Here is a 22,260-nt window from a genome sequence, read left to right on the forward strand (position 1 = left end):
AATAGCTCCTTGGGCATTTCTAATCAACACGGTTATAGCAAATTTAAGCATAAGTTGCTATAACCGCCGCCAGGGTGAACACATCAGGCAGTCTTACCATATTCTCCACGAATGGCAGTGATTCCACACAGTCACAGCAGAACACAAGAGGCCTTTACTTCCCCGCACCGAACGCATGCTTGATTGTTTCGGCGAGGTTTTCTACGCGGAAAATGCCTTGCATTGCAGGTTCGGGCTCATCGCCGTCGCCGGTGGCTGCCGGGACATAGAGTTGGGTAAAGCCGAGGCTCTGCGCGGTTTTAATCAGCGGCTTTAAGCGGCACACCGGTCTGATCTCACCGGCAAGACTAAGCTCTCCGATAAATGCTTCGTTTTTACGCGCGGGGATATCCGTTCGCGCAGAGTAGAGCGCAAGCGCTAAAGCCAAATCGATAGCCGGTTCCCGCAGCCGGATGCCGCCGGCGACATTGATATAGATATCTTGATCGGAGAACCGCAAGCCTATCCGTTTTTCCAATACGGCGGCGACGCGGCTGACCCGTGCGGAATCTATCTTATCGGAGAATACGCGCGTCATCGTGCCCTTAGCGGGTACCGTAAGCGCCTGAATTTCTACCATAAATACGCGGCTGCCTTCAAACACCGGCACGGTCGCAGACCCGGCAGGCAGCTCACCTTGCCGCTGAATGATAAACAGCGCGGCGGGATCCTGTACGGCAGCCAAGCCTTTTTCATCCATCCTGAAAATTCCCAGTTCATCCACCGAACCGAAGCGGTTTTTAAGCGCACGGAGGAACCGCACATCATCTTCATTCCGCTCAAAAGAGATAACGGTATCAACCATGTGCTCCAGAACCTTCGGCCCTGCGATGACGCCTTCCTTTGTTACATGAGCAGTAAGAAAGAGCACTGCCTCCCGTTCCTTTACCCACTGCACCAATTCGTTGGCGCAGTATTTGAGCTGATTGATCGTGCCCGGGATAGTTCCTGCCTGCGGGGAAAAAAGTGTTTGTACCGAATCGATAATGACGATAAGCGGGTTGAGATTATTCAATACTTTTTCGATATTTTCCACCGAATTGGTGCAAAGCAGTTCGATATTTTTGAGCGGAACACCAAGCCGGTCTGCACGGCCGCGTATCTGCCCGGCGGACTCTTCCCCGGAAACATAGAGCGTCCGCTGCCCTACGGCTCCGGCTGCTGCGGCAGCTGCCGCTTGCAAGAGCAATGTCGACTTTCCGATACCGGGTTCGCCGCCGATCAATACCGCCGAGCGCTTTACCGCACCGCCGCCGAGCACTCTGTCAAATTCAGAAATGCCGGTCGTGATACGGACGGTATCGTGCACCTCCACCTGTTCAAGCGGGATAGGATGCGCTTCGTCCGTTTGCCGCACGGCTGCGGCGCTCGAAGCAAAGCCGGGGGTAAAGTCCGCTTCCTGGAATTGCTCCTCTAAGGTATTCCATTCGCCGCAGCTCGGACAACGTCCGAGCCATTTCGGCTGGCTGTACCCGCAGGAGCTGCACCGGAATATCCGTCCGCCGGCTTTCTTTTTTGCCATTCTTCTTCGTTACCTATTCATCGTTCCGTTCGGAAAGGGTAAGCGTCAATTTTACGGTCTTATTTCCGCGGAGCACCGTTACGGCGATACTCTCGTTCGGTTTTTTATCTTCCAAAACAGCGTAGTATTCGCTGAGGTTGCTGACAGCCTGACCGGCGATTTGGGTGATGATGTCGCCGCCGAGGTAGATAACCGCAGCGCGCTTCCCAATACCGTAACGGACAGCATTCGCTCCACCGCGAAGCCCCGCCTTTTCAGCATTGCTATCTTTTTTAACACGGGAAACCAGCAAACCGCGCTGTACCGACAGCCCCGCATAGTTTGCAATCGAAGCATTCAGCTGTACCAGCTCCGCATCGATGGACGCACGCCGAACCTTTCCGTACTTGATAATTTCGGATACAACCCGTTTTGCCGTGTTGATGGGCACCGCAAAGCCGACCCCTGCCGAACTGCCCGACGTAGAATAAATCATCGTATTGATGCCAATCATCTTGCCGTCCGAATCGAGGAGTGGGCCGCCCGAATTGCCCGGGTTGATGGCTGTGTCGGTTTGAATCATATTTTTGATGATGACGTTTTTATCGGTTTGAATCGGGCGGCCGAGGGCGGACACAATACCGACCGTCAGCGTCCGTGTTAAGCCGAAGGGGTTCCCGATTGCGAGTACCCGCTGCCCTACCTTGAGCCCGTCAGAATCGCCGAATTTTATCGTTGTAAGCTGCGTGTTTGCAGGCGGGTCGAATTTGAGCACAGCAAGATCGTTTTCACGGTCTACGCCGATCACCTTGGCATTGTACTGGCTGCCGTCCGAAAGGGATACGAATATCTTTGTTGCATCCTCGATAACGTGCGTGTTGGTAAGGATGTAGCCGCGACTGTCGATTATCGAGCCCGAACCGGAACCGCCTTCCTGCGGAATCGGTTCAAGGAACCAGTTTACCCCGACCGTTTCCGTGGTGATGTTAACAACCGCATCGTTGGTATTTTCGTACACTGAAATATTTTGCTTCTCTTCTGCGGTGTAACGGCCCGCCGGTTCCGCGGTAGCTGTCAGGTAAGGGCTTGTTTGCCCCGCTGCTTCTAAGACAGACACGCTCCCGTCACCGGCATTTTCTACACCGTCAATTTGCCCGCCGCTCTGTTGTGTGAGGGCGGTATTACCTTCCGCCAATGCTTCAAGCTCGGCTGCGGCATCCCCCTGCGGCGTTTTTGTTCCGTGCCCCAAATAGAAGCCCATCCCATAAGCGGCAAGTGCAATAAAACAGCCTGCAACGACTGCGGAAAGAATAAGTTGTCTTCTACTATAAAGCTTCATATACTATCCCCTTATACGCACGAATAAATATACAAAAAAAAGGCATATCCGCCAATAGACAGACAGAAAAATAAACATATCGGATTATTTTTTAAAGCTTCTTTATTGTTCTAAAATATACACACTCTTCCTTATGCGGAATTCCAAAAACACTGAGTTTTTGCCCTTTCAAAAAAGAACATTCTCCGATATAATCGATCTATCGAATAGATAGTGCGTAGGACACAAAAAGTATGGAAAACTCGCTCGTTACAAAAAAGTTGCGCAAAACAAAAGCACGGAACTTAATCATCAGTATTTTATCTCAAGATAAGGATAAGGCTTTCTCCGTCGAAGAGCTGCATGAAGCCTGCGGGGCAGATCTGCAAATCGACTTATCGACGGTATATCGAACAATGCATACACTTGCCGAATCCGGTTTTGTAACAAAAAGTATGCATCCCAACGGAAAAGCCTATTTTCAGATTGCCTCTCAACAGGGAACAGAGCATCACCACCGAATCGTATGCAGTAAATGCAAGGCTTCGGCTGACATTGCCGTCTGTCCACTGCACGATTTGGAAAATCAGATCTTATCCGAAACGGGCTTTACCATGACATCACACAGTATAGAACTTACCGGCCTTTGTCCCACCTGCAAAGCCGAAGAGGAAGCACAGGCTTCACAGACAAAAGCTCCATAACATATTTTAATTCAAAAAGCGACAACCTTAAATCAGTTTGTTTTTTTGCGCCGCAGCATAAAGTTTCGCATTCCACACATTACGGAAAATAAACTTATCGCGCACCGTATTCTCCGTCATCGTATCCATACAGTTCTGCAACGCCTTAAACGATCGGCTTAAATATCCGTTCGCGGTATCGGAGGTATTTCCCTCCCTGCGGCGAATCGCATCATAACAAAGATACGAATATATCGAAGCGTACATATCATGATTTTTAAGAGCATCCCGTGCAGTGTCTTCGAGTTGTTGCAGATATGTCGGAGCAGATTCTTCCAATAAGTCCGCTGCAAGCCTAAATCGATAATAGCTATCAAAAGCGGTATAGCATATCTGCATTGCCGGTTTACCATACAGCTGTCCCCAGACTAATTCCTCTGCAAGCACAAAACCACTCTGGTACGGTTCAAACGGTACGACAAATGCATCGGGAGTAACCTGTATCTCGGCACGTTCATCGCGAAGAATAGGCGCAAACAAAAATGATTCAATCAAAAATAAGCGGGCATCGGGAGACTTATCGAGGTTTGTAATGAGTATCGGCTGTGCCTTACTTGTTTGCCCCTTTTGGGATAATGCTCTTGCATACCAAATCCTGCAAAGAGGTACCCATTCTTGGAAGTGCTTCGAAGCTGCTTTTTCCGCCTCTTGAAATAACAGTTCCGCCTTGCCGTAATCACCTAATTGCAATGCTACCCTCCCCTGCATGAACAAGCACGGTATTTTTTTAGGCTGTTCAAAATAGTTCTCTGCATCCTGTAAGAGTCGATCGAAAAAATTTTCAGCAGTATGTAAACTATTCTGTAAAAAGCAACTGATACCGAGGTTAAACAATGCCTCGCATATAAAATTGCTATCGTTCAGTGCTTCGGCAATATCAAGCGCGTATTGAAAGTATGTAACAGCATCTTCTATTTTATTTTGAGATAAATGCAAAAAAGCAACGCATGAAAGAGCGCGATACTCTCCTGCGGGAAACGTATGCGCTTGGGCGGAACTGACCGCTTTCTTTACTGCATAAACCGCTTCGTTAATATTTTTTTGTTCCCTGATTTTTAATGCTTTTTGGTAACTTTCGAGAGCGGGAAAAAAGACCGCAGACTTAAAGGGGCTGATATCAATCTGAGGAATTTCCTTATCCGAGTACTTGTGGAAGAAATGATGCAGCATAAATTGATCTTCCGGAACAAATTGAAGCATACCAAAAATAGCTTTCAGGTTTTCATCGGGACATAACATCCCTCTCTTATATTTACCCCATAGGAAATTGGCTATATACCGTTTTGCCTTGTTTTTTTCTATTCCAAGCCGCTGCTCCAATCGATCGGTAGTCAAGGGGCTTACCGAGTACAAATCGTTTTTAACCTCGGTAATACCAACTGCATACATCCACTCATACAAACTTGTAATAAACGGGGCGCTTTTATGCAGTGAAAGGAAAAACTCCGACATTTCATCGTCAAAGATAAATAAAGGTGCATATATTGTAAGATAAGCAAGTTGTAAAAAATCAGTCGATAAGCCGTCAAATATCATCGATTTTTCCGACATCAGTTCGGTATGGGCGGTAATGGGGAGTACACTTATCAGATGATTTGCTGCCTCCGCATTTTTTTCGGTATATATAACCGTTAATTCGGTAGTATGATAACTTTTTACAAAGGCCTGAAAATAAAGACGCGTATATAATAAAAACGCGTCGATAAAATAATCAGGATAATCAGCACAAAAACGGTTCCGACGGAAATAATACTGCACATGTTGAACTTTTTCGTATTGAACTTGTTCGTCTTTCGAGAGTGCTGCTGTTACCGCGTACTCAGTAAGAGGATGTACAAGCATAAAATGATACAGCGCGTGTATCCATGTGCCGGTACTCGAAACGTAGAGGCAGCACGGAGTTTTCGCCGTTTCGGTATGAGCCGTTTTCGGTACGATAAAATCGGCACTGTAGTAAAGTTTTACCTTAGGTACATATTCGAACCGGATATAGGCTTTCAAAAGCTGTTCTGCTTGCGCGGAGGCAAAAAAGCTACGGCTTGGCACAAGGGTGCTTCTATAAGCGGCAAAATAATCTGCGATAACATCCTCGGAATCCGTTTCTCCACAGCAATCGATAATAACGCGATAATCTACAACCCGCCTTTTATAAACACGCAATAAATCAGCTAAATTTTGCAAAAATAAATTAGCGGAAAACATCGGAGCAACTTCATCACTGCTAAAACAGTAGATTGAAGCACACGAAATCTTAAATGAGGAGGCTCCGTTTGCTTCAGCCGATTCCGCGATGGTATTCAATAATTTTTGTATTTCAAATGGAGCAATTCTCAATAGCTGCCGTTCATAGGGAATTTCAAAATAAATACAAATCATAACAACCTCGTTTCCATCCTATGTATCGGCTTTTTTTTATTTCTGATAAAGTTTGTAGACCTTTCGAAAAAATTTGGCTATACTGTACAGATGAATATAAAAAACAAGCGAGATTACTTCTTACCGCTTATATTAACCTTTGCGGTTATTGCGTTTGATCAACTAACCAAATGGCTGATTATTAAATCGATTGATCCGTGGTCTGTGGGGGCTTCTTTTTTTGGAGACCTCATACGAATTGTCTGTGTTTACAATACTGGAGCAGCCTTCAGCCTAGGAAGTAGACTTTCCTCTATTACACGCCTTATTGTAATGGCCTGTATCCCTGCCTGCTTTATTGCCGGTATCTGCGTAGTCTATTTTAAATCGGAGTTCTCACGGGTGCAGCGCTGGTTTTTAAGCGGTATTATCGGCGGCGGGATAAGCAATTTACTCGATCGTTTTTTTAGAGCGGAAGGCGTTGTAGATTTTATCGATGTTAAATTTTTCGGTCTTTTCGGTTTGGAACGCTGGCCAACATTTAACATCGCAGATTCCGCTATTGTAATATGTGGAGCAGGCTTATTTGTTGCCCTTCTCATGCAAGAGTGGAAAGGAAAAAGCAAAACTCCGGAAGCACCAAAAGACGGGGAATAAATGCGGAATATTATTCTTTTTCTGATTATCGGGACATTGATAACACTCGTGCTTATCGCCGGATGTAGCGCAGTATGTGCCACAATTATTATTTTGCTGGCAAAATTCGTGAATGAACATATTTTAGCAGCGCTGCCTTTTTCTGTTATTGCCGGTATTATCTTGTCGTTTTTCTTTTACGGTAAGATAATGAAGAAAATAATGAATAAGTACGGATTAAATAACAAAAAATAAGCAGTTAAAATAGGGATTAATAACCGTCGGACATCTGGCGATTTAAATCTTTCTGGCACAGCTCTTGATAAATAGGTGCACGGTTTTTCAGTTCTTCCTTGACAGCCTTGCTGAACGGCATATATCGCCAGAATACGTTGCGTACTTCTTTATCGAGCTTTTGTATTCCTTCACTTTCCTTAGTCATCCAGATTAAATAATCTTCGATAAAGTACTCTTTTACATCACCTTTCAGTTTTTGAGCCTGGAACCATTGATAGTAATTGCCGGTTAATCCCTCTTCCATCCAATAGTACGAAGCCTTTTCCTTTGCAACTTGCCATCGAAGGTCAGCGGTAGCTGTTAAAAGTGCATTTTTCAAATTTTTTGTATACATTGGAATTGCAATACGCCCGCGGCTGGTTACGCGATTATACCGATCGAAGGGTTCCCAACAAAAACCGATATCACCATAAGAGGGAATAAGTACGACAAACGGAGGTATTCTATTCAGTTGAGAACGGTACTGCCGACAGTACGCTTCGCAATCAATACTTTCAATCCAGCGCATAATATCCAATACGTTTTCTCTAATACCGATTTCGTTCGGTGTACACCGGAAAAATTCGCGCGATAAAATAGGAAAGTGATTCCCTTGTCGTCCGCAAGTCATCTTAACCATTTGTCGAACGGTTTCAAGCTCCGTATTTACATCGGAGACGTTCAACTCGCCGTCGCCGCTCACCTCGATTTTTTCTTTTAACAAACGGACATCTTCATCTACACGATGGTACTCATTCAAAAAATTTGTCAGTTCTTTATCCAGTGCAAGAATCCGCCTCAAGCTGTCACCCAGATCGCTTACATTACGCTTCTGTATTTCAGTAAAAGGCGCTTTTATTCCTGCAAAACCGGCAAGACTATCATGTACAAATAGCTCATGAATTTGATTTTTTACTAATTCTTCTGCATTGGAGCGCTCATCCGATTTTGCACGGAGCAAATTTTCCGCACTTTGCAATTTGCCCTGAGCCTTATTAAGCAGTTGCTGGAAATGAGTCGAAATATTTTTTTGTTTTGTCCGTACCTCGTCGGTGGAAGAAGGATTAATCAATCCGACAGCAATATCATGGAACCACTCATCAAGGTAATAAACAGGTTCATTGTAGGAATTTTCATCGATAATCTTTGCAAACGTATCTTTTTGTTCAGCAGTTAAAAGCGTCGGCAAAATGAGCCCGTACCGCAACGCATACTTTTTTTCAATTCCGAATTCATCTGTTGGTAATTTTAATACAAGTACGGAAATAAACTGCCAATAATTTGTGACAAGCTGCTGCCGGTATACGGTACGGTCTTTCTGATCGCGGGTGGTAAGATATTTTGTGAGCGTATTATGCAAACGCTGAGAAGCCTCACCACAATTTTTTAGCACTCTTTTATAAAAATCCGCTGAATCAAAATAGGTATGCGGCGTTTTATTATAAAAATGTTCGATTTTAGGGAAAGCTTTAACAGTAAGATCAACGCGGGCAGGACTCGGTTCAGAACTACCGGAAGCTTCCGGTGAAGCGGATAGGAGAATATCATCGCCAATATCATCAAAAAGATCAAGCGAAGGGGCAGAGGGAGCTACAGGAATATCTTCCAATAAGGCTGCGAGATCAGGATCAAGATTTGATATATCCATACGCGGTTCTATTCCTACCTTCTTTTTATTCGTGTGGAGGGTTTAATGCCCCGACGCTCGCGTCGTGGTTGTTGATTTTATCTGGAGGTGAGGGGAATTGAACCCCTGACCTCTTGCATGCCATGCAAGCGCTCTAGCCAACTGAGCTACACCCCCAAAGGCAACGAAATAATTATGAAGGAAATTCCATTTTAGGTCAAGCCCTGAAGCAGGAGTGCCAGAAGAATGTGCGACATGAATTGCTTTTTTTTTATAAATGCGTTATTCTATTAGCAATGCTTATTATGCGTTACGGGGGCACATATATGTTACCATTCTACTTTCTTTCCGTCACCACAAATTTAATGATGGGGGGGATTTTACTCCTTTCCGCAAAAAACAAAGAGGAATTCAACATCAAATATCCTCTTTTAAATGATCCGACTTTCTTGCTGGTACTCCTGATCTTTTCAGGAATTTCAGCCGTATTTAAACTGCTTAGCCCCGTTGTTGGCCCCGCCGGAGGAAGTGCTCCGATAGTCGGCGATATTATCCCCGCACTTTCAGGTATACTCGGTTGTATCGTATTTTTTGACCGCTGGGTTAAAGCCTCTGAAAATCATTTGACGCTGCCGCCGTTCTTTACCCGTATTCTTGCCTTTGAACAGCCGATAGGCTTCTTCTGCCTGTTTGCCGGTGTTACTCACCTGCTTTTTTCACAGGTACTGTTCTTATAGCCTATGCGCCAATCGGTAGTAGGTATTGTCCGCAAGGATAACAAGTTCCTGCTTGGCTTGCGAACACCAGGCGGCGATGTCGGAGAGCATTGGGAGTTTCCGGGAGGAAAGTGCGAAGAAGGCGAAACGCATCAGCAGGCTTTAATCCGCGAGTATGAAGAGGAACTCGCCGTCCGCATATCCGTCGGGCAATTCATTGCACATAAGCATTTCCAAAACGAACACCGTAATTTCGATCTTTTTGCTTACGAAGTAATTATTCCAAAGGATCGACCATGTGCTTCTTCCGTGCATTCTGAATTAAAATGGTTTTCGATTGATGAGCTGCAGGATATTTCGATTGTCCCGTCTGATGCGCTGTTCATTCCCGAACTCCGAAAGTTTTATCGGTTATAATTGTGAAAAATATGATACGGGGCGGCAGTACTACAACATTATGCACCATCGCTTGTCTCTTGTTCTGCTTGGTTTCTTGTACACGGCATGCAAGTTTGGATTCAATTACGCTGCCGTCCGATTCCGCCTTAAACGATGCCGACCGGTTTGCCGTAATTACCGAGACGTATATCTCGTTAAAAGATAGCCCGGGAGTAAACGGTATTATTGTCAACCATGCGCGGCGAAAGGAGATTTACGAAGTAACAGGAACGCAATTCGTATCAAGAGATTCGGAGAGCGAACTGTGGGTACACCTTACGGATGGCTGGCTGCAACGCTCCTGTGTAGAGTTATACCCAAGCAGGGCAAAAGCCGAAACAGCTGCCGCCCGGTTAAAATAAAATGGAAGAATACCCTCAATAGCCGAGTGCGCGCAGGGGTATCCTAAGGAGAGATTATGCCTCAGAAGATCGGAACGGTTTCGCGGGGATTGATAGCACCCATTGTACATGCCGGAGATGATATTGCCGCAATAGCGGTTGATACGCTCTTGTCGGCGGCAGAAACGGAAGGCTTTTCCATTCATGACCGGGATATCCTTGCCATAACGGAGTCCGTGGTGGCACGCTCGCAGGGGAATTATGCTTCCATCGACCAAATTGCCACCGACATACGGGCAAAATTCGGAACCGAGCACATCGGATTAGTTTTCCCTATATTGAGTAGAAATCGTTTTGCTATCTGCTTGGAGGGTATCGCAAAGGCGGGAAACAGACTGACGGTTGTGCTGAGCTACCCTTCCGACGAGGTAGGCAACCGACTGATGGATCCTGATACGGGTAAAGCGGAAGCGATAAATCCGTGGCAGGATACTTTTACAGCTGAGGAGTTTACGCAGCGCTTCGGGGCATATAAACACCCGTTTACGGGTATCGATTATATCTCTTTTTATAACTCAATCATTAAAAAATACAATGCACAATCTTCTATCCTACTGGCAAATGATCCGTGCGCTGTTCTTTCCGAAACAAAATATGTACTCGCCTGCGATATCCACACGCGGGAAAATACGAAACGGCGCTTAGCGGAACACGGTGCGAGCCGCGTGTACGGGCTTGACGATGTACTGTCCCACCCTGTTAACGGTAGCGGATATAACAACAAGTACGGATTGCTCGGATCAAACAAGGCGACGGAAGATTCCATCAAGCTCTTTCCGAACAATTGCCAAGCATTGGTAGAAAAGATTCAGTGCATGCTTAAAGAAAAAACCGGCAAAACGGTTGAAGTGATGGTATACGGCGACGGAGCATTTAAAGACCCTGTCGGAAAGATTTGGGAGCTTGCCGATCCTGTTGTGTCCCCCGGCTTTACCGCAGGACTATCCGGCACGCCGCATGAGGTAAAATTGAAATACCTTGCGGACAACAACTTTAAGGATTTGTCCGATAAAGAACAGTACCAAGCAATGGTTACTTACATCAGCGAGCATAAAAAAAATGCCCTTTCGTCACAGATTGATCAAAAAGAAGCCCAAGGAACGACCCCTCGCCAATTAACCGACTTAATCGGTTCGCTATGCGACCTTACCTCCGGCAGCGGCGATAAAGGGACACCGATCATTTTTATTCAAGGCTACTTTAATAAATTCGGTGAATGAAATACTGAATATTGGTACTAACGAAAGGAGAATCGAACCAGACAAATAAATACACAGCATAATAGTAGGAAAGAAAAAATCATAAGAGTTATTAAAATTTTATTTTTTATCATTCCGACAGCCCCTAATTGTTTTAGTTAAAATTGCTGGATACGTATTATTTTTGCCATTATTCAATATTTTACTTAGGAATTTCATATTCTTTTATTTTATATGTATCCATATTGTTCCCTTCAACCAAATACTCTAAAAATAAAGTCTTATTATCAAATTTAGTTTTTTTTCCTATACAAAACCAATAACACCCAGCACGAAAAATATCATGCGGTAGTATGAGTATAGTACTTTTTCCAGCATTAAATATATCTACTATCGAAATAGTAGTATCTGCACAGAGAACCAATTCGTTATTCAAATCTACAAAATTTGTTGCAAGAAAAATATGATTTGAAAATTTTTCATACTTGGTAGAAAAGAAATATGATGATATATCCGGTGCAACAGCACTACCAAAGTCAATCCTTAGTATATCTTCATTAAGCCAATACATACGAGGATCAAGCCTCGTAATTCCTTCAATTTTTATATTCTTTCTATTTCTCAGATTAACTGCTTCAATGGTAGTATACGCCTTGTCATATTCATAGATACTAACGATCCAATCTCCTTTTTTATCGGCAACTTATAAAACTTGTCCACACGCGATATGCGCAACAAAAATAAAGACTACACTGAAAATAAGCTTTCGTTTTAAGGCCATCGACGTCCTCCTTGACTTTGAATTGATGAATCACTAAATTAAAAAAAATCAGCTGTTCTCACTGAAAGGGGATTTATCCAATCAATGTCTTAATTAGCATAAAAAAGCAAATCAGAAAAACAAAGACCGTTGCGACTAACCCTTTAATATTAGAAGGTGATACTTCATCATTGTTACAGTCATTTTTGAAATCTAAATAGCAAGTTGGAAACATTCCTGCACCAGCAATAGCACCGAGGAGATAATATAAAATATAGGTTCCTCTATATCCAATTATATACAATATAATTACAATAAAACATGTCACTAAAGTAATATAAAAACAAATCCGAGCAATCCGCCTATTCATCCTATTCTTTCGCCTTTTCAGTTTTCAGAAGTTCCCTATATCATAACCACCATGTCCAATCCAAGGCGCTGATCTTACCGCTTATAAGCATATCTTCAGGGTATGCGTGCCAATATTCCATCAGCATATTCCACCAGCATTTATCTTTTATCTTTTCTTTTCTGCCAATACATCCAATTCTTGAAGTAATATTTCATTAATTGTTATTTCAAAGAATAATGCTGTTGTAATAAATATTGTAATGTTAATGCTCTTAATCTATCTATCATACTGACTTTTATAAATACATTATTCGTCATATCGTAAATAACATTCTCTGTCTCCATTTCATAAGAATACTTTTTGCCATCCATTGTAATTAATTCAATATGATAAACTCCTTCAAATATCACGCACTTAGGTACATTTTCTATTGCGATCTCCTTTCCATTCTTTATTTCATTTAATAGATCAGAAAATCTTTGTGCATCTCCATCATAAAAAATAATATCGTTGGATAAGTTATTATTCACTATTAAATACATTTTTAATTTCCCAATAAACTTTAATTGCTTATCAATTTTAGGCGACCTATCATTTATAACACTTATAGACAAATACAACAAACCAACGCAAAACATAAAAGCAAAAACACAAAAAATAAATAAACACTTCTTTTTCATTTACTCACCCCTCAACGTTTTTCTCATATATCTCCTTAGAGTATATATTTGCTTACCACACATACCCCGGCCATTAAAGCTTTCTGTCCCAGTAATAGCAACACCTTTGCATCCGACAACATCAACATTATTGCCGAAGGCTCCCTCCCATTTATCTTCGGCATCGTCTTGAAAATAATTTTTCAAAAATTATAGTTTTAAGATTTTTATATCCCCATAGACGACCTTTTCTCTAAACACATGAAAAACTCAGTTTTTATTCAGCATTTATTTTTGTGCAGTAACGCCGTAGACGGTATGCATATTTTCAAAAGCGGACGTCGAAAGACTCCAACCCCTGATACTGCGCAGCCGTAATTGTAAAATTGGAAATATACGCACGGGGATGACTGTGCTGTACCACATTGAAAAAGTCATAGAGCGTGGCGCCGTCTCCTTCTGCAAATATCTCCACCGAATAGTCGGGACAGTTCCGTACCCAGCCGGTAATGCCGAATTCCCGTGCAACCTGTGCTGTCCAATAACGGAACCCGACGCCCTGCACCCGTCCTTCCACAACGGCACGAGCTGCTTTCCGTTCGGCTGCATGCGGCGCATCCTTACGCATAGCGTATCCTCAAAAAAATTTCCTCTCTCATCAACATACCGGTGAACTTATCCTACTTATGCGCAAAGCCCAGCGCTTCCGCCGCATCGATTATCGGTATACCGAGGTCTTCCGCATACTCGATACCGTTCTGCACTCCTGCTAAAACCTGTTCTATTTGGTGCGCATCGGCATTGCAGATAATACGGGCATTTTTTTGCGCCGCTCGTTTCCAAAACGCTGCTACGGGATATTGATAGTCCGCACCGTAATCCCGCCGCACCTTCGATTTAATCAACCCGTAGCCATTGATTTCAAGCGGCATTCCCAAATCATTTGCAGCATCGATGAGCGCATCAATGCAGGTAAGGCAGTCCGCATCAATAGACCGGATGCTACTCAAAAACAAATCAGGATGAGCCAAAAATGCATAGAGCCCCGACTTCATCCCTTCAATCGTAAAATCGATATAGGTATGCAGCAAACGTCTCTCCGTAACGGTCGCAATATATTCGAGTCCGCCGTGCAGCGGAAACCAGTGGGAACCGAACACCAAATAGTCGGCTCCGTAGCGGCCGATTAACTCATCCTTAAACCAGCTGCGGTGCTGCGGCGACCATTCACATTCAAACCCGAAATACACGGGAAAATCAGCTTCCTTTTTTGCGTCTTCAACAAGACGCTTATACAGTGGTATATCCGCTGCTGCCATCCGGCAATAGAGCCACATGTCGTCATGGGGATAAGGACAATGGTCGGAAAACCCGAGTGCGGAACAACCGTCGGATGCTGCCTGCCGTACATAATCAAGCGGAGTACCCTCAGCGTGTTTACACAGATAAGTATGGGTATGGAAATTACTGAGCATAAAAAAAGTATAGCGGTAAGCCCCTCAAATGTCAAACTTCCGCAGGGTAAACGTCAGGGTAAACGCATCAGGCCGTTTTTTTAACACCCCCGCGGAAAAATTGAGACTATTCGACCAGAGTTGAACGGCCTCCTGATTTTTCGGGGATATTGCCAAAGCATCTGATGCGATTGTCCTGTGCGTCAGAGAGTGTTTTGTGCCCAAAGGCGGATAATCGGTTCGAGGCTGTCAATACGGAAGCCCTGTGCGAACACATCGGCTTGTTCTTTGCTGCCCTGCCATTGCTGATAGGGATTATCGTAATTAGTTTCTAAAAATTGATAGATGATATTTTCGGCGTTGTTTTGTTCGTTGCCAAAGAACGATAATTTTTGTACTGCCGAATGTTGGAGGATCGTACGGATTGCCGAGCGGACTTCTTTAAAGAAGAGATCGCGATAGATGCCGTAGCTTTTGCCCGTTACTTTTTTTACCGTTTCGGCGATGGATGCCGGTAAACCTTTAGATTCATTGATAGGGTATATTTGAACGGGAGCCGATGCTTCTTCTACAGTCGGCTGGGCTGATACAGACTTACCAGCGGCTAGTTTAAGTACTTCCTGCCGGTCTGCAACCGGTCGACCCGATACGGCTTTACTTGTTTCAGAACCGATCGATGCAGATTTAATTGATACAACCGATTTCGTACTCTTTCTTGATTCGGATGCTGCTACTGTGTTTTTTTGCAATACTTTTTTTGCAGACGGCATCGCAGCTCCGAACACGGAAGCCGAATTAGCCTGAGCATTTTTTTTCGTCTCTTTTTTCTTACGTATGGAAGCAGTTTCCTTTTCCGCTTTGTCCGTTTCTTGAACCGATACTTTTTCAGTCTGTTTTTTTGACCGTTTTGCCGCTTTTGCTTTTTTTACAGCCGGTACCGGCAATCCTTTAGCCTGCGGAGGCGGAGACTGATCAGCTGGTTCCACACAGAGCTTCAACTTCTTCCAAGCACGTTGTAGGTATAGATCCCCGGAGATGCTGTAATAGTACCCTTGTGCTACATTCGCGAGCACTGCATGAAGCAGCTCTTCATCTTTCCAATTACGCACTCTGCCTACTTTTACTGCATGGAAAATCGCATAATGATTGGTGCCGTACTTTCTGCTATACAAGAGCAATATATTTTCAAAAGCACCATCAGCATAGCGATTCCAATATTTCATAATATAGGCGAGTACCTTATCTTCAACACGGGTTATAGACGTAGAAATAGTTATCGATGCAATTTGTTTTTTAGTAAAAACAATCTTTGAGAAATCGATAACGGAAGTCTGCGCCCTTTGAATCGCTCTCCGCGCTTTTTCCTGAGCATCTTTCCGACTACATTCTTCACGGTATTCTCTTACCGAAGAAATTGTATCGGTAATATACATACGAATGATATCGGCAGCCTGCCGCATATCGGCAGCATGATACTTGAGCCTTTCGGCATACCGCGTGTATTTTTCGGTAAAACTAATGGCGGCAAATCGATTCGGAGAAATGGCATTAATGACATTTTCGCATACTTTAATAATCGTATAAACCTTCGCACGCTTAAGCGGGGCAATGGTATTCGCAAAAAAGACAATAACCCTTTTTACCTGAATAATAGTCCTATCCGCAAGCTGAATAAGCGAATCGGTAAACAAAATATGAAACCGATAATCACGCTTTCGGTAATAAGTCATCAACTGCACCCGCATCTTATTATCAGGATATCGATGTATTAATTTTGTATTATAGAGCCGCAATGCCTCTGCTTGCCTATTCAAAGAACGGAATTCAAAATAACGTTCAATGTCAGGATCTTCGCTCAGACTGAGTCCGGGAAATTCTTGCTTTAAAATATAAACATCAAGTTCGGTAAGTTGCCGCATAATATATAACTTTTAGATTGATTATAGCAAAAAAAAGGGTTGCTTCCTAGTAGGAGGCAACCCTTTCCGTCACTCTTTAATGCTTAGCGCAACAGCGACATCACACTTTGAGTCTGCTGGTTTGCTTGTGCAAGCATTGCCGTACCGGACTGCGTCAGGATCTGGTTTCTGGTGAATTCTACCATCTCCTTAGCCATGTCAACATCACGTATGCGTGACTCCGAGGCTTGGAGGTTTTCCGCTGCAACATTGATACCGACAACGCTCATTTCGAGTCTGTTCTGGTATGCACCAAGATCAGCCCGCTGCTTGTTGATCTTCTTGATGGCTTCATCAATGGTACCGATTGCACGGTTTGCTGTTTCAGGCGTATCGATTGTAAGGATCGATTCGTCACCAATGTCGCGAACACCAAGTGCTTTAGCGGTCATAGTACCGACATACGCACGTACGCGCTGATCCATGTTGGCGCCGATATGGAACCACATAGAGGCGGTAACGGTGTTTTCTCCTGTTTCACGAGCGAAACGACCGGTAAGCATATTCATACCGTTGAACTGTGCGTGACTTGCGATCCGGTCAACTTCAGCAACAAGCTGAGATACTTCAACCTGGATGTACAAGCGGTCTTCAGCGCTGTAAATACCGTTTGAAGACTGAACGCTTAATTCACGGATACGCTGCATAACATCAGTTGTTTCCTGCAAGAACGCTTCGGCAACTTGAATAAAGGAAATGCCGTCTTGAGCGTTGGCACTTGCTCTATTTAAGCCGCGGATTTGGCTTCGCATTTTTTCGGAAACTGCTAAGCCGGAAGCATCATCCCCTGCACGATTGATGCGTAAACCGGATGAAAGTTTTTCTATGTTTTTCTGAGTATACACGTTGGTTTGACCAAGAGTTCTCTGTGCAAACATAGCGCTCATGTTGTGATTAATGATCATATTGCTACTCCTTCGGCGATTTTTGACGAGTTTTTTACCTTACGGCGTCCGTCACGGCATCCCTGCCGATATGTCAATAATTATTTTCCAGATCCTCTGCTATCCGACACAGAAGAACGTAACACAATGCAAGGCGCACAACCTTTTCACTGTGCTTATTACATATATCGGAGTTATAGCAAAACACTTAAGAAGAAAAAATAAAAAATATAAAGGTTATCGGTAGATTTAGATCAGGATCAACGTATTACATGCATATTACAAACCTCTTTCGATAAATAGTAAAAACTGATAGACTATTTATCGCTTATAACAGAAGTGGGTAAGGAGCGTAATGACACCGCATACATTCGAAGTTTTAGAATTTTTCCGCATCGCGGAGATTATCGCAGGATATTGTAAATCTGAAGAGGCACGAGTACGCTGCCTACAAAAACGGCCGCTGCAAGATGCGGCGGAGATTGCCGCAACGAAAGAGCTCGGTCGGGATATTCTCTCGTTTTTGCAAGCTGACGAACCGCTGCCTATTAAAAATCTCCCACCGCTCGCTTCCGTATTAAAACAGCTGCATACCGCTGGCGTCTGTCTTACCGTAGAGGAACTCTACGCGGCAGGGCTTTTAGCGCTGCAAGTCGGTGAGTTGAAGGCGTGGGCTATAAAGCAAAAGCGGACAGACAGTGCCGCATGTACGCTCATCGAATCGATACCGCCGCTTCCGCAAACCGAGCAGGCGGTGTTTTCGTTTATCGACAAAAACGGAGCACTGCGCGACATCCCCTCGTTGACGGCAATCCGAAAAAAGATGCAGCGTATCGAAGCCGATATCGAAAAAACAATGCGGAGCTACTGCACCGACGAGTCTACCAAGGGAATGCTGCAAACGCCTACGCCCGTGCTGCGGAACGGCAGGCAGGTTATCGCCGTGCGTTCCAATTTTAAAGGACGGATTAAGGGCATTATCCACGAATACTCCCAGTCGGGGCAAAGCTTTTACCTTGAACCTGAAAGCATTGTACTGCGTAATAACGAATTGATGCGAGCGCAGGCGGAGTATGAACAGGAGCTGCACCGCCTGTTGGTGAGCATCAGTGCAAAGCTCGCGGAGGAAGCGGAAGCGCTTGAACGAGCATACGATCTTGTGCTGGAACTGGATTGTGCTGCGGCTGCCGCCCGCTGGGCATATACGGAAAACGGTGTGTTTGTACCCGACACGGGGAATTCTCAGTACTTTTATTTACAGGCGGCGCGGCACCCGCTACTCGGCGCAGCAGCGGTTCCCATCGACCTGAAACTGGCACCGGAAGAGCGGATACTGATTATCACCGGGCCAAACACCGGCGGCAAAACCGTCAGCTTGAAGACCGCCGCTCTCTTTGTTCTATTAAACCAAACAGGCTGGCCGGTACTCGCAGGGGAAGAAACACGGCTGCCGGTGTTCCGCTACGTCGGCTGCGCTATCGGAGATGAGCAGTCGCTCGACCGCTCGCTTTCCACCTTTTCCGCCTATATGCGCACCGTCGGGGAGCTTTTGGCGGCGGCGGATGAAGAAAGCCTTATCCTCCTCGACGAACTCGGCAGCGGTACCGACCCTCAAGAGGGCGGCGCACTCGCCATGGCGATTTTGGATGAGCTGTTTGCCCGCCGCTCGCGGGTCTTTGTAACGAGCCATCACGGTGTACTGAAAAACTATGCGTACCGGAAAAGCGGCTGCGTGAATGCCTCCGTATCATTTGACGAGGCGACACTGCGCCCTTCATACCGGATACTGATGGGCATCCCCGGTGAAAGCCGCGCCGTCGATATTGCGGAAAAAAACGGATTAAGCCCCGACGTTATCCGCGCCGCACGTGCGTATATGGCAGACAGTTCCGCCGATGCCGCCGCCCTCATCAGGGGGCTGATGGAAAAGCATGAGCAGCTCGCCGTCTTTGAGCGGGAAAAAGACGAGACAGAAAAGGCGTTGCGAGAAAAGCAGCGCCGCTTCGATTTAAACACGCTCAAGCTTCGCCAAAAAGAGCAAGTTCTCCGCTCGCAGGGCTATAAACGGTTGAATGATCTATTTGAGCAAAAACGTAACGAAATAGAAAACCTTGTGCGGGAAATCCAAGAAGGGGAACTGACGCACGAAAAAACGACTAAGCTCAAGCAGTTCTTTGCCGATTTCGGGGCAACACTTGCAGAAGAGCAAACGGATATCCGCAATGAACAGGAGGAACTTTCCACCCTACAGCAGGCGCTTCGAAATCGTGAGCAGGCACAAGCACACGGAAAACCGGCAAACGGTATGCCTGCAACCGGCGTTTTGGCAAACGGCGTTCTCGCATGCGACGCTTCTGCAAGGGAAACGCTTGCCGAAGGCATAGAAGTGTTTATCCCCCACCTACATCGGCGCGGCATCATTATCCGGAAAGAAAAAAAGAATTGGCTGGTGGCGGTCGATACCGTTAAGATGACATTCCCCGCCGATAAACTTGAACCGCTTAACACACCCGCAGCCGCACCGTTACGCACACCGCAGGTTATCATAGAGGCGGAGCTGCACAAGGAAAGCCGTCCTGAGCTTGAGCTGCGCCTTTTGGGCATGCGCCTTGACGAAGCGGAAAAGTGCCTACAGAACCAGCTTGATCTCGCCCTGATGCATAATATGCAGGAATTTTCGATTGTACACGGGAAGGGTAACGGGATACTGCAAACAATGGTACAAGAAAAACTTGCCTCAACTCCGTACGTTGCGGAGTTTTTCTTTGCCCGCCCCGAACACGGCGGCACCGGCAAAACTGTTGTACACTTGAGATAGTTATTTTTTCTTTTTACCCTTGCCAAGAGCAGCAATCCATTCTTCTTTGCGGGCGGGGCGCATGATACGGATACCCTCCATTGAGGTTCGAATTGCTTCCGAAAAAGCTCCTTTTGCAGATTTATCGATAATACGTACGATGGGGAAACGGGGATCCTCCGAATTATTGTCGATCACCTGCGCAACAGTATTATTTGAGAGATAGACAAAACTACCGATCGGGAAAAACGACAGCGCATTCAAAAACGCTTTCAAAACCTCCTCATCATATTGTGAGGACTCCCGCCGTAAAACATTTAATAAGCCTGTTGAAGGGTCTTCGGCCTTTTTATATTTGCGTTCGCCGGTCATTGCTTCATAAGAACAGACAACCGCCAGAATCTTTCCATAAAGAGAAATCTTTTCACCGGTCAGCTTTTGAGGGTATCCCGTACCGTTTTCACGCTCATGATGATCGAGCGTTCCTAAGCAAATCGGTAATGGAAACTTTGCTTTTTTTAATATTTTACAAGACAGCACAGGATGCACATATAAGTACTTTTTTTCTTCATCTGATAATTCACCCGCTCTGGAATAAATATCTTCGGAAATATGAATAAGACCTATCTCATGCATCAAGGCTGCGGTTGCCAAATCAACCAGCTGGTGCCTTTGCATTTTGAGTTCCATACCGATTACAATGGCAAAAACCGCCGAACGGAGCGAATGGGTAACAAGGAAATTGTCTACATCATACGGCATAATAGATTGCAAAATAAGTACTGACTGCCGGTTTTCTTGTACAAAAGTGCAAAATTCCTTCATCTTAGCAATTACCTTTTCGGTATTGAGAGCTTGCTTGTTGCGGTATGCGCCATACACCTCGTCAGTAAAAGCATAGAATCTTTGATAAGTCTTTTCTACCAATTCTCCCGAAAGTTTTTGCTCGGGTACAGCTTGAACATTACCATTTGCACCGAGCTTTTCACCGCTCTTATCTTCCTTTTTTTGAGGATCTGTCTCGGTTACAATCCCTTTTGTATACAGAATCGTAAACTGCCATTCGGAAAGGAGTCTTTTTAATTCCTCCGTAAAGCAGCTTTCCCTTGTAAATAATAAAAACTTTTTATCAATGTACACATCCTCCGTAAAATATACGGGAGTTTTTAGCTCTAAAAGTTTCAATGTATTCACTTAAATACGCTCCTGTAGTACACTGAAAGTGCGATTAAAAAATTCGCACCATCTATTTATAGATTATAGGAGATTTTGAATGAAATTAAAAGTGCTTATTATTATCTTTAATGCTATCCTGTTGACTATCTTCTTTACAGTGCTTTCTTTTTCATTCTTTACTGCCGGTACTGAATTTATCGGCAGCTTTTTTAAAAACTATTGGATATTCGTCCTGTTTTTTACGATTCTCTTTCTGGGAATGAATATGTTCTTTATCAACAACTGGAAACTCATAACAACCCTTGAAGCTGAAGATTGGCCCGCGCTTTCCCTTTATTTGGAAACGGAAATTTTTGAAAAGCACCATCTTACCGCCAAAAAAGTGCAGCTACTGTGTGAAATCAGTATTTTATTGGGAGATTTTGAGATATTAAGGCGGCTCGAACGCGTACTAGAGGACTATAAACCTGAATATATCAGAACTTTTGCTCCTCATTTCGCGGCGGCTAAGCTGCTTTCAAATGATTATCAAGGGCTTGCCGAGTTTATGACTCATATTGTCGGAAGCCCCCATAAAACTTCTCCGTGGATATCATTTTATGACGCATTCTCAGCACAAATGTTGAAGCGTTACCACGAGGCGGCAGAAAAATTCGCGCGTATGTTGGAAACGGAACAAGAACCGTTTGTTCGATTGCTTGGTGTTTATTTTATGGCATGCGGATTATATCATTACATTGATGTGCACAAAGACGAAGCAGATAAAAGAATCGAAGAAGAAAAACGAAAATTAAAAAAACGTTCATTGCAACAGTGGAAAAAATACGCTCAGAAAGAAAAACAAAATATACATATACTTGTTCTCACAAAAGCAATCGATGATGCACTGATATGGCTTTTTAAAGAAGATGAACTACCGAGGCAAACACCTCAGACGGTTTCTTAACAGCCTGATACATTTGCCCGTCCTT

Annotated in this window: 20 protein-coding genes and 1 tRNA gene; 9 read left to right on the forward strand and 12 right to left on the reverse strand. The window is 44.5% G+C overall.

The window, feature by feature from the left end:
• Window positions 1–154: 154 nt before the first annotated feature.
• Both radA and E4N69_RS11045 read right to left on the reverse strand, forming a co-directional pair.
• Complete coding sequence (radA, locus tag E4N69_RS11040) at window positions 155–1,561, reverse strand: DNA repair protein RadA (protein WP_253823866.1); 1,407 nt, start codon at window positions 1,559–1,561, stop codon at window positions 155–157.
• Between the two features lie 13 nt (window positions 1,562–1,574).
• A complete protein-coding gene (locus tag E4N69_RS11045) occupies window positions 1,575–2,879 on the reverse strand; it encodes a S1C family serine protease (RefSeq protein ID WP_253823867.1) in 1,305 nt (434 codons plus the stop codon).
• Between the two features lie 233 nt (window positions 2,880–3,112).
• Between E4N69_RS11045 and E4N69_RS11050 the strand changes: the two genes are divergently transcribed.
• Entirely contained in the window at window positions 3,113–3,562 is a 450-nt protein-coding gene (locus E4N69_RS11050) for a Fur family transcriptional regulator (protein WP_253714462.1), read from the forward strand.
• A 27-nt stretch (window positions 3,563–3,589) separates the two neighbouring features.
• Here E4N69_RS11050 and E4N69_RS11055 read toward each other — a convergent pair whose 3' ends face one another.
• Window positions 3,590–5,977: a tetratricopeptide repeat protein gene (locus E4N69_RS11055; protein ID WP_253823868.1), complete on the reverse strand. Its 2,388-nt coding sequence runs from the start codon at window positions 5,975–5,977 to the stop codon at window positions 3,590–3,592.
• Between the two features lie 90 nt (window positions 5,978–6,067).
• On the opposite strand from E4N69_RS11055, the gene lspA reads away from it, so the two are divergent.
• Both lspA and E4N69_RS11065 read left to right on the forward strand, forming a co-directional pair.
• Window positions 6,068–6,613 carry a signal peptidase II gene (lspA, locus tag E4N69_RS11060; RefSeq protein WP_253823869.1) on the forward strand — a complete coding sequence of 182 codons (546 nt, stop codon included), beginning with the start codon at window positions 6,068–6,070 and terminating at the stop codon, window positions 6,611–6,613.
• Window positions 6,614–6,847 (forward strand): hypothetical protein, encoded by a 234-nt coding sequence (locus E4N69_RS11065; protein WP_162664348.1) that lies wholly within the window; start codon window positions 6,614–6,616, stop codon window positions 6,845–6,847.
• Window positions 6,848–6,863: 16 nt separating this feature from the next.
• Here E4N69_RS11065 and E4N69_RS11070 read toward each other — a convergent pair whose 3' ends face one another.
• Together E4N69_RS11070 and E4N69_RS11075 are read right to left on the reverse strand one after the other, a co-directional pair.
• A complete protein-coding gene (locus tag E4N69_RS11070) occupies window positions 6,864–8,516 on the reverse strand; it encodes a hypothetical protein (protein WP_162664349.1) in 1,653 nt (550 codons plus the stop codon).
• 82 nt (window positions 8,517–8,598) lie between these two features.
• A tRNA-Ala gene (locus tag E4N69_RS11075) sits at window positions 8,599–8,672 on the reverse strand.
• 149 nt (window positions 8,673–8,821) lie between these two features.
• Here E4N69_RS11075 and E4N69_RS11080 point away from each other — a divergent pair.
• The 4 genes from E4N69_RS11080 to E4N69_RS11095 are packed head-to-tail and all read left to right on the forward strand — an operon-like array spanning window position 8,822 to window position 11,270.
• Window positions 8,822–9,232, forward strand: coding sequence for a hypothetical protein (locus tag E4N69_RS11080; protein ID WP_162664350.1), 411 nt, complete (start codon window positions 8,822–8,824; stop codon window positions 9,230–9,232).
• 3 nt (window positions 9,233–9,235) lie between these two features.
• A complete protein-coding gene (locus E4N69_RS11085) occupies window positions 9,236–9,628 on the forward strand; it encodes a (deoxy)nucleoside triphosphate pyrophosphohydrolase (RefSeq protein WP_162664351.1) in 393 nt (130 codons plus the stop codon).
• An 11-nt stretch (window positions 9,629–9,639) separates the two neighbouring features.
• Window positions 9,640–10,011: a hypothetical protein gene (locus E4N69_RS11090; protein ID WP_162664857.1), complete on the forward strand. Its 372-nt coding sequence runs from the start codon at window positions 9,640–9,642 to the stop codon at window positions 10,009–10,011.
• Between the two features lie 56 nt (window positions 10,012–10,067).
• The gene (locus tag E4N69_RS11095; RefSeq protein ID WP_162664352.1) at window positions 10,068–11,270 is read left to right on the forward strand and encodes a coenzyme F420-0:L-glutamate ligase; all 1,203 of its coding nucleotides are present in this window, start codon (window positions 10,068–10,070) and stop codon (window positions 11,268–11,270) included.
• A 181-nt stretch (window positions 11,271–11,451) separates the two neighbouring features.
• Here E4N69_RS11095 and E4N69_RS11100 read toward each other — a convergent pair whose 3' ends face one another.
• The 6 genes from E4N69_RS11100 to E4N69_RS11125 form a co-directional block, all read right to left on the reverse strand.
• Window positions 11,452–11,820 (reverse strand): hypothetical protein, encoded by a 369-nt coding sequence (locus E4N69_RS11100; RefSeq protein WP_253823870.1) that lies wholly within the window; start codon window positions 11,818–11,820, stop codon window positions 11,452–11,454.
• Between the two features lie 762 nt (window positions 11,821–12,582).
• Window positions 12,583–13,041, reverse strand: a complete 459-nt coding sequence (locus tag E4N69_RS11105; RefSeq protein ID WP_162664354.1) for a hypothetical protein — start codon at window positions 13,039–13,041, stop codon at window positions 12,583–12,585.
• 307 nt (window positions 13,042–13,348) lie between these two features.
• Entirely contained in the window at window positions 13,349–13,648 is a 300-nt protein-coding gene (locus E4N69_RS11110; RefSeq protein WP_253823871.1) for an acylphosphatase, read from the reverse strand.
• A gap of 52 nt (window positions 13,649–13,700) precedes the next feature.
• Window positions 13,701–14,495 carry a PHP domain-containing protein gene (locus tag E4N69_RS11115; protein WP_162664356.1) on the reverse strand — a complete coding sequence of 265 codons (795 nt, stop codon included), beginning with the start codon at window positions 14,493–14,495 and terminating at the stop codon, window positions 13,701–13,703.
• Window positions 14,496–14,677: 182 nt separating this feature from the next.
• The gene (locus E4N69_RS11120; protein WP_253823872.1) at window positions 14,678–16,393 is read right to left on the reverse strand and encodes a hypothetical protein; all 1,716 of its coding nucleotides are present in this window, start codon (window positions 16,391–16,393) and stop codon (window positions 14,678–14,680) included.
• 83 nt (window positions 16,394–16,476) lie between these two features.
• Window positions 16,477–17,337, reverse strand: a complete 861-nt coding sequence (locus E4N69_RS11125; RefSeq protein WP_016523188.1) for a flagellin N-terminal helical domain-containing protein — start codon at window positions 17,335–17,337, stop codon at window positions 16,477–16,479.
• 334 nt (window positions 17,338–17,671) lie between these two features.
• Here E4N69_RS11125 and E4N69_RS11130 point away from each other — a divergent pair, with 334 nt between their 5' ends.
• A complete protein-coding gene (locus E4N69_RS11130) occupies window positions 17,672–20,134 on the forward strand; it encodes an endonuclease MutS2 (RefSeq protein ID WP_253823873.1) in 2,463 nt (820 codons plus the stop codon).
• Here the strand turns inward: E4N69_RS11130 and E4N69_RS11135 are convergent, their stop codons facing one another.
• Window positions 20,135–21,307, reverse strand: a complete 1,173-nt coding sequence (locus tag E4N69_RS11135; protein WP_253714473.1) for an HD-GYP domain-containing protein — start codon at window positions 21,305–21,307, stop codon at window positions 20,135–20,137.
• Between the two features lie 79 nt (window positions 21,308–21,386).
• Here E4N69_RS11135 and E4N69_RS11140 point away from each other — a divergent pair, with 79 nt between their 5' ends.
• Complete coding sequence (locus E4N69_RS11140) at window positions 21,387–22,235, forward strand: hypothetical protein (RefSeq protein ID WP_253714474.1); 849 nt, start codon at window positions 21,387–21,389, stop codon at window positions 22,233–22,235.
• Window positions 22,236–22,260: the final 25 nt, after the last annotated feature.

Origin of the sequence: Treponema sp. OMZ 906, from assembly GCF_024181185.1 — a bacterium.
Classification (GTDB): Bacteria; Spirochaetota; Spirochaetia; order Treponematales; family Treponemataceae; genus Treponema.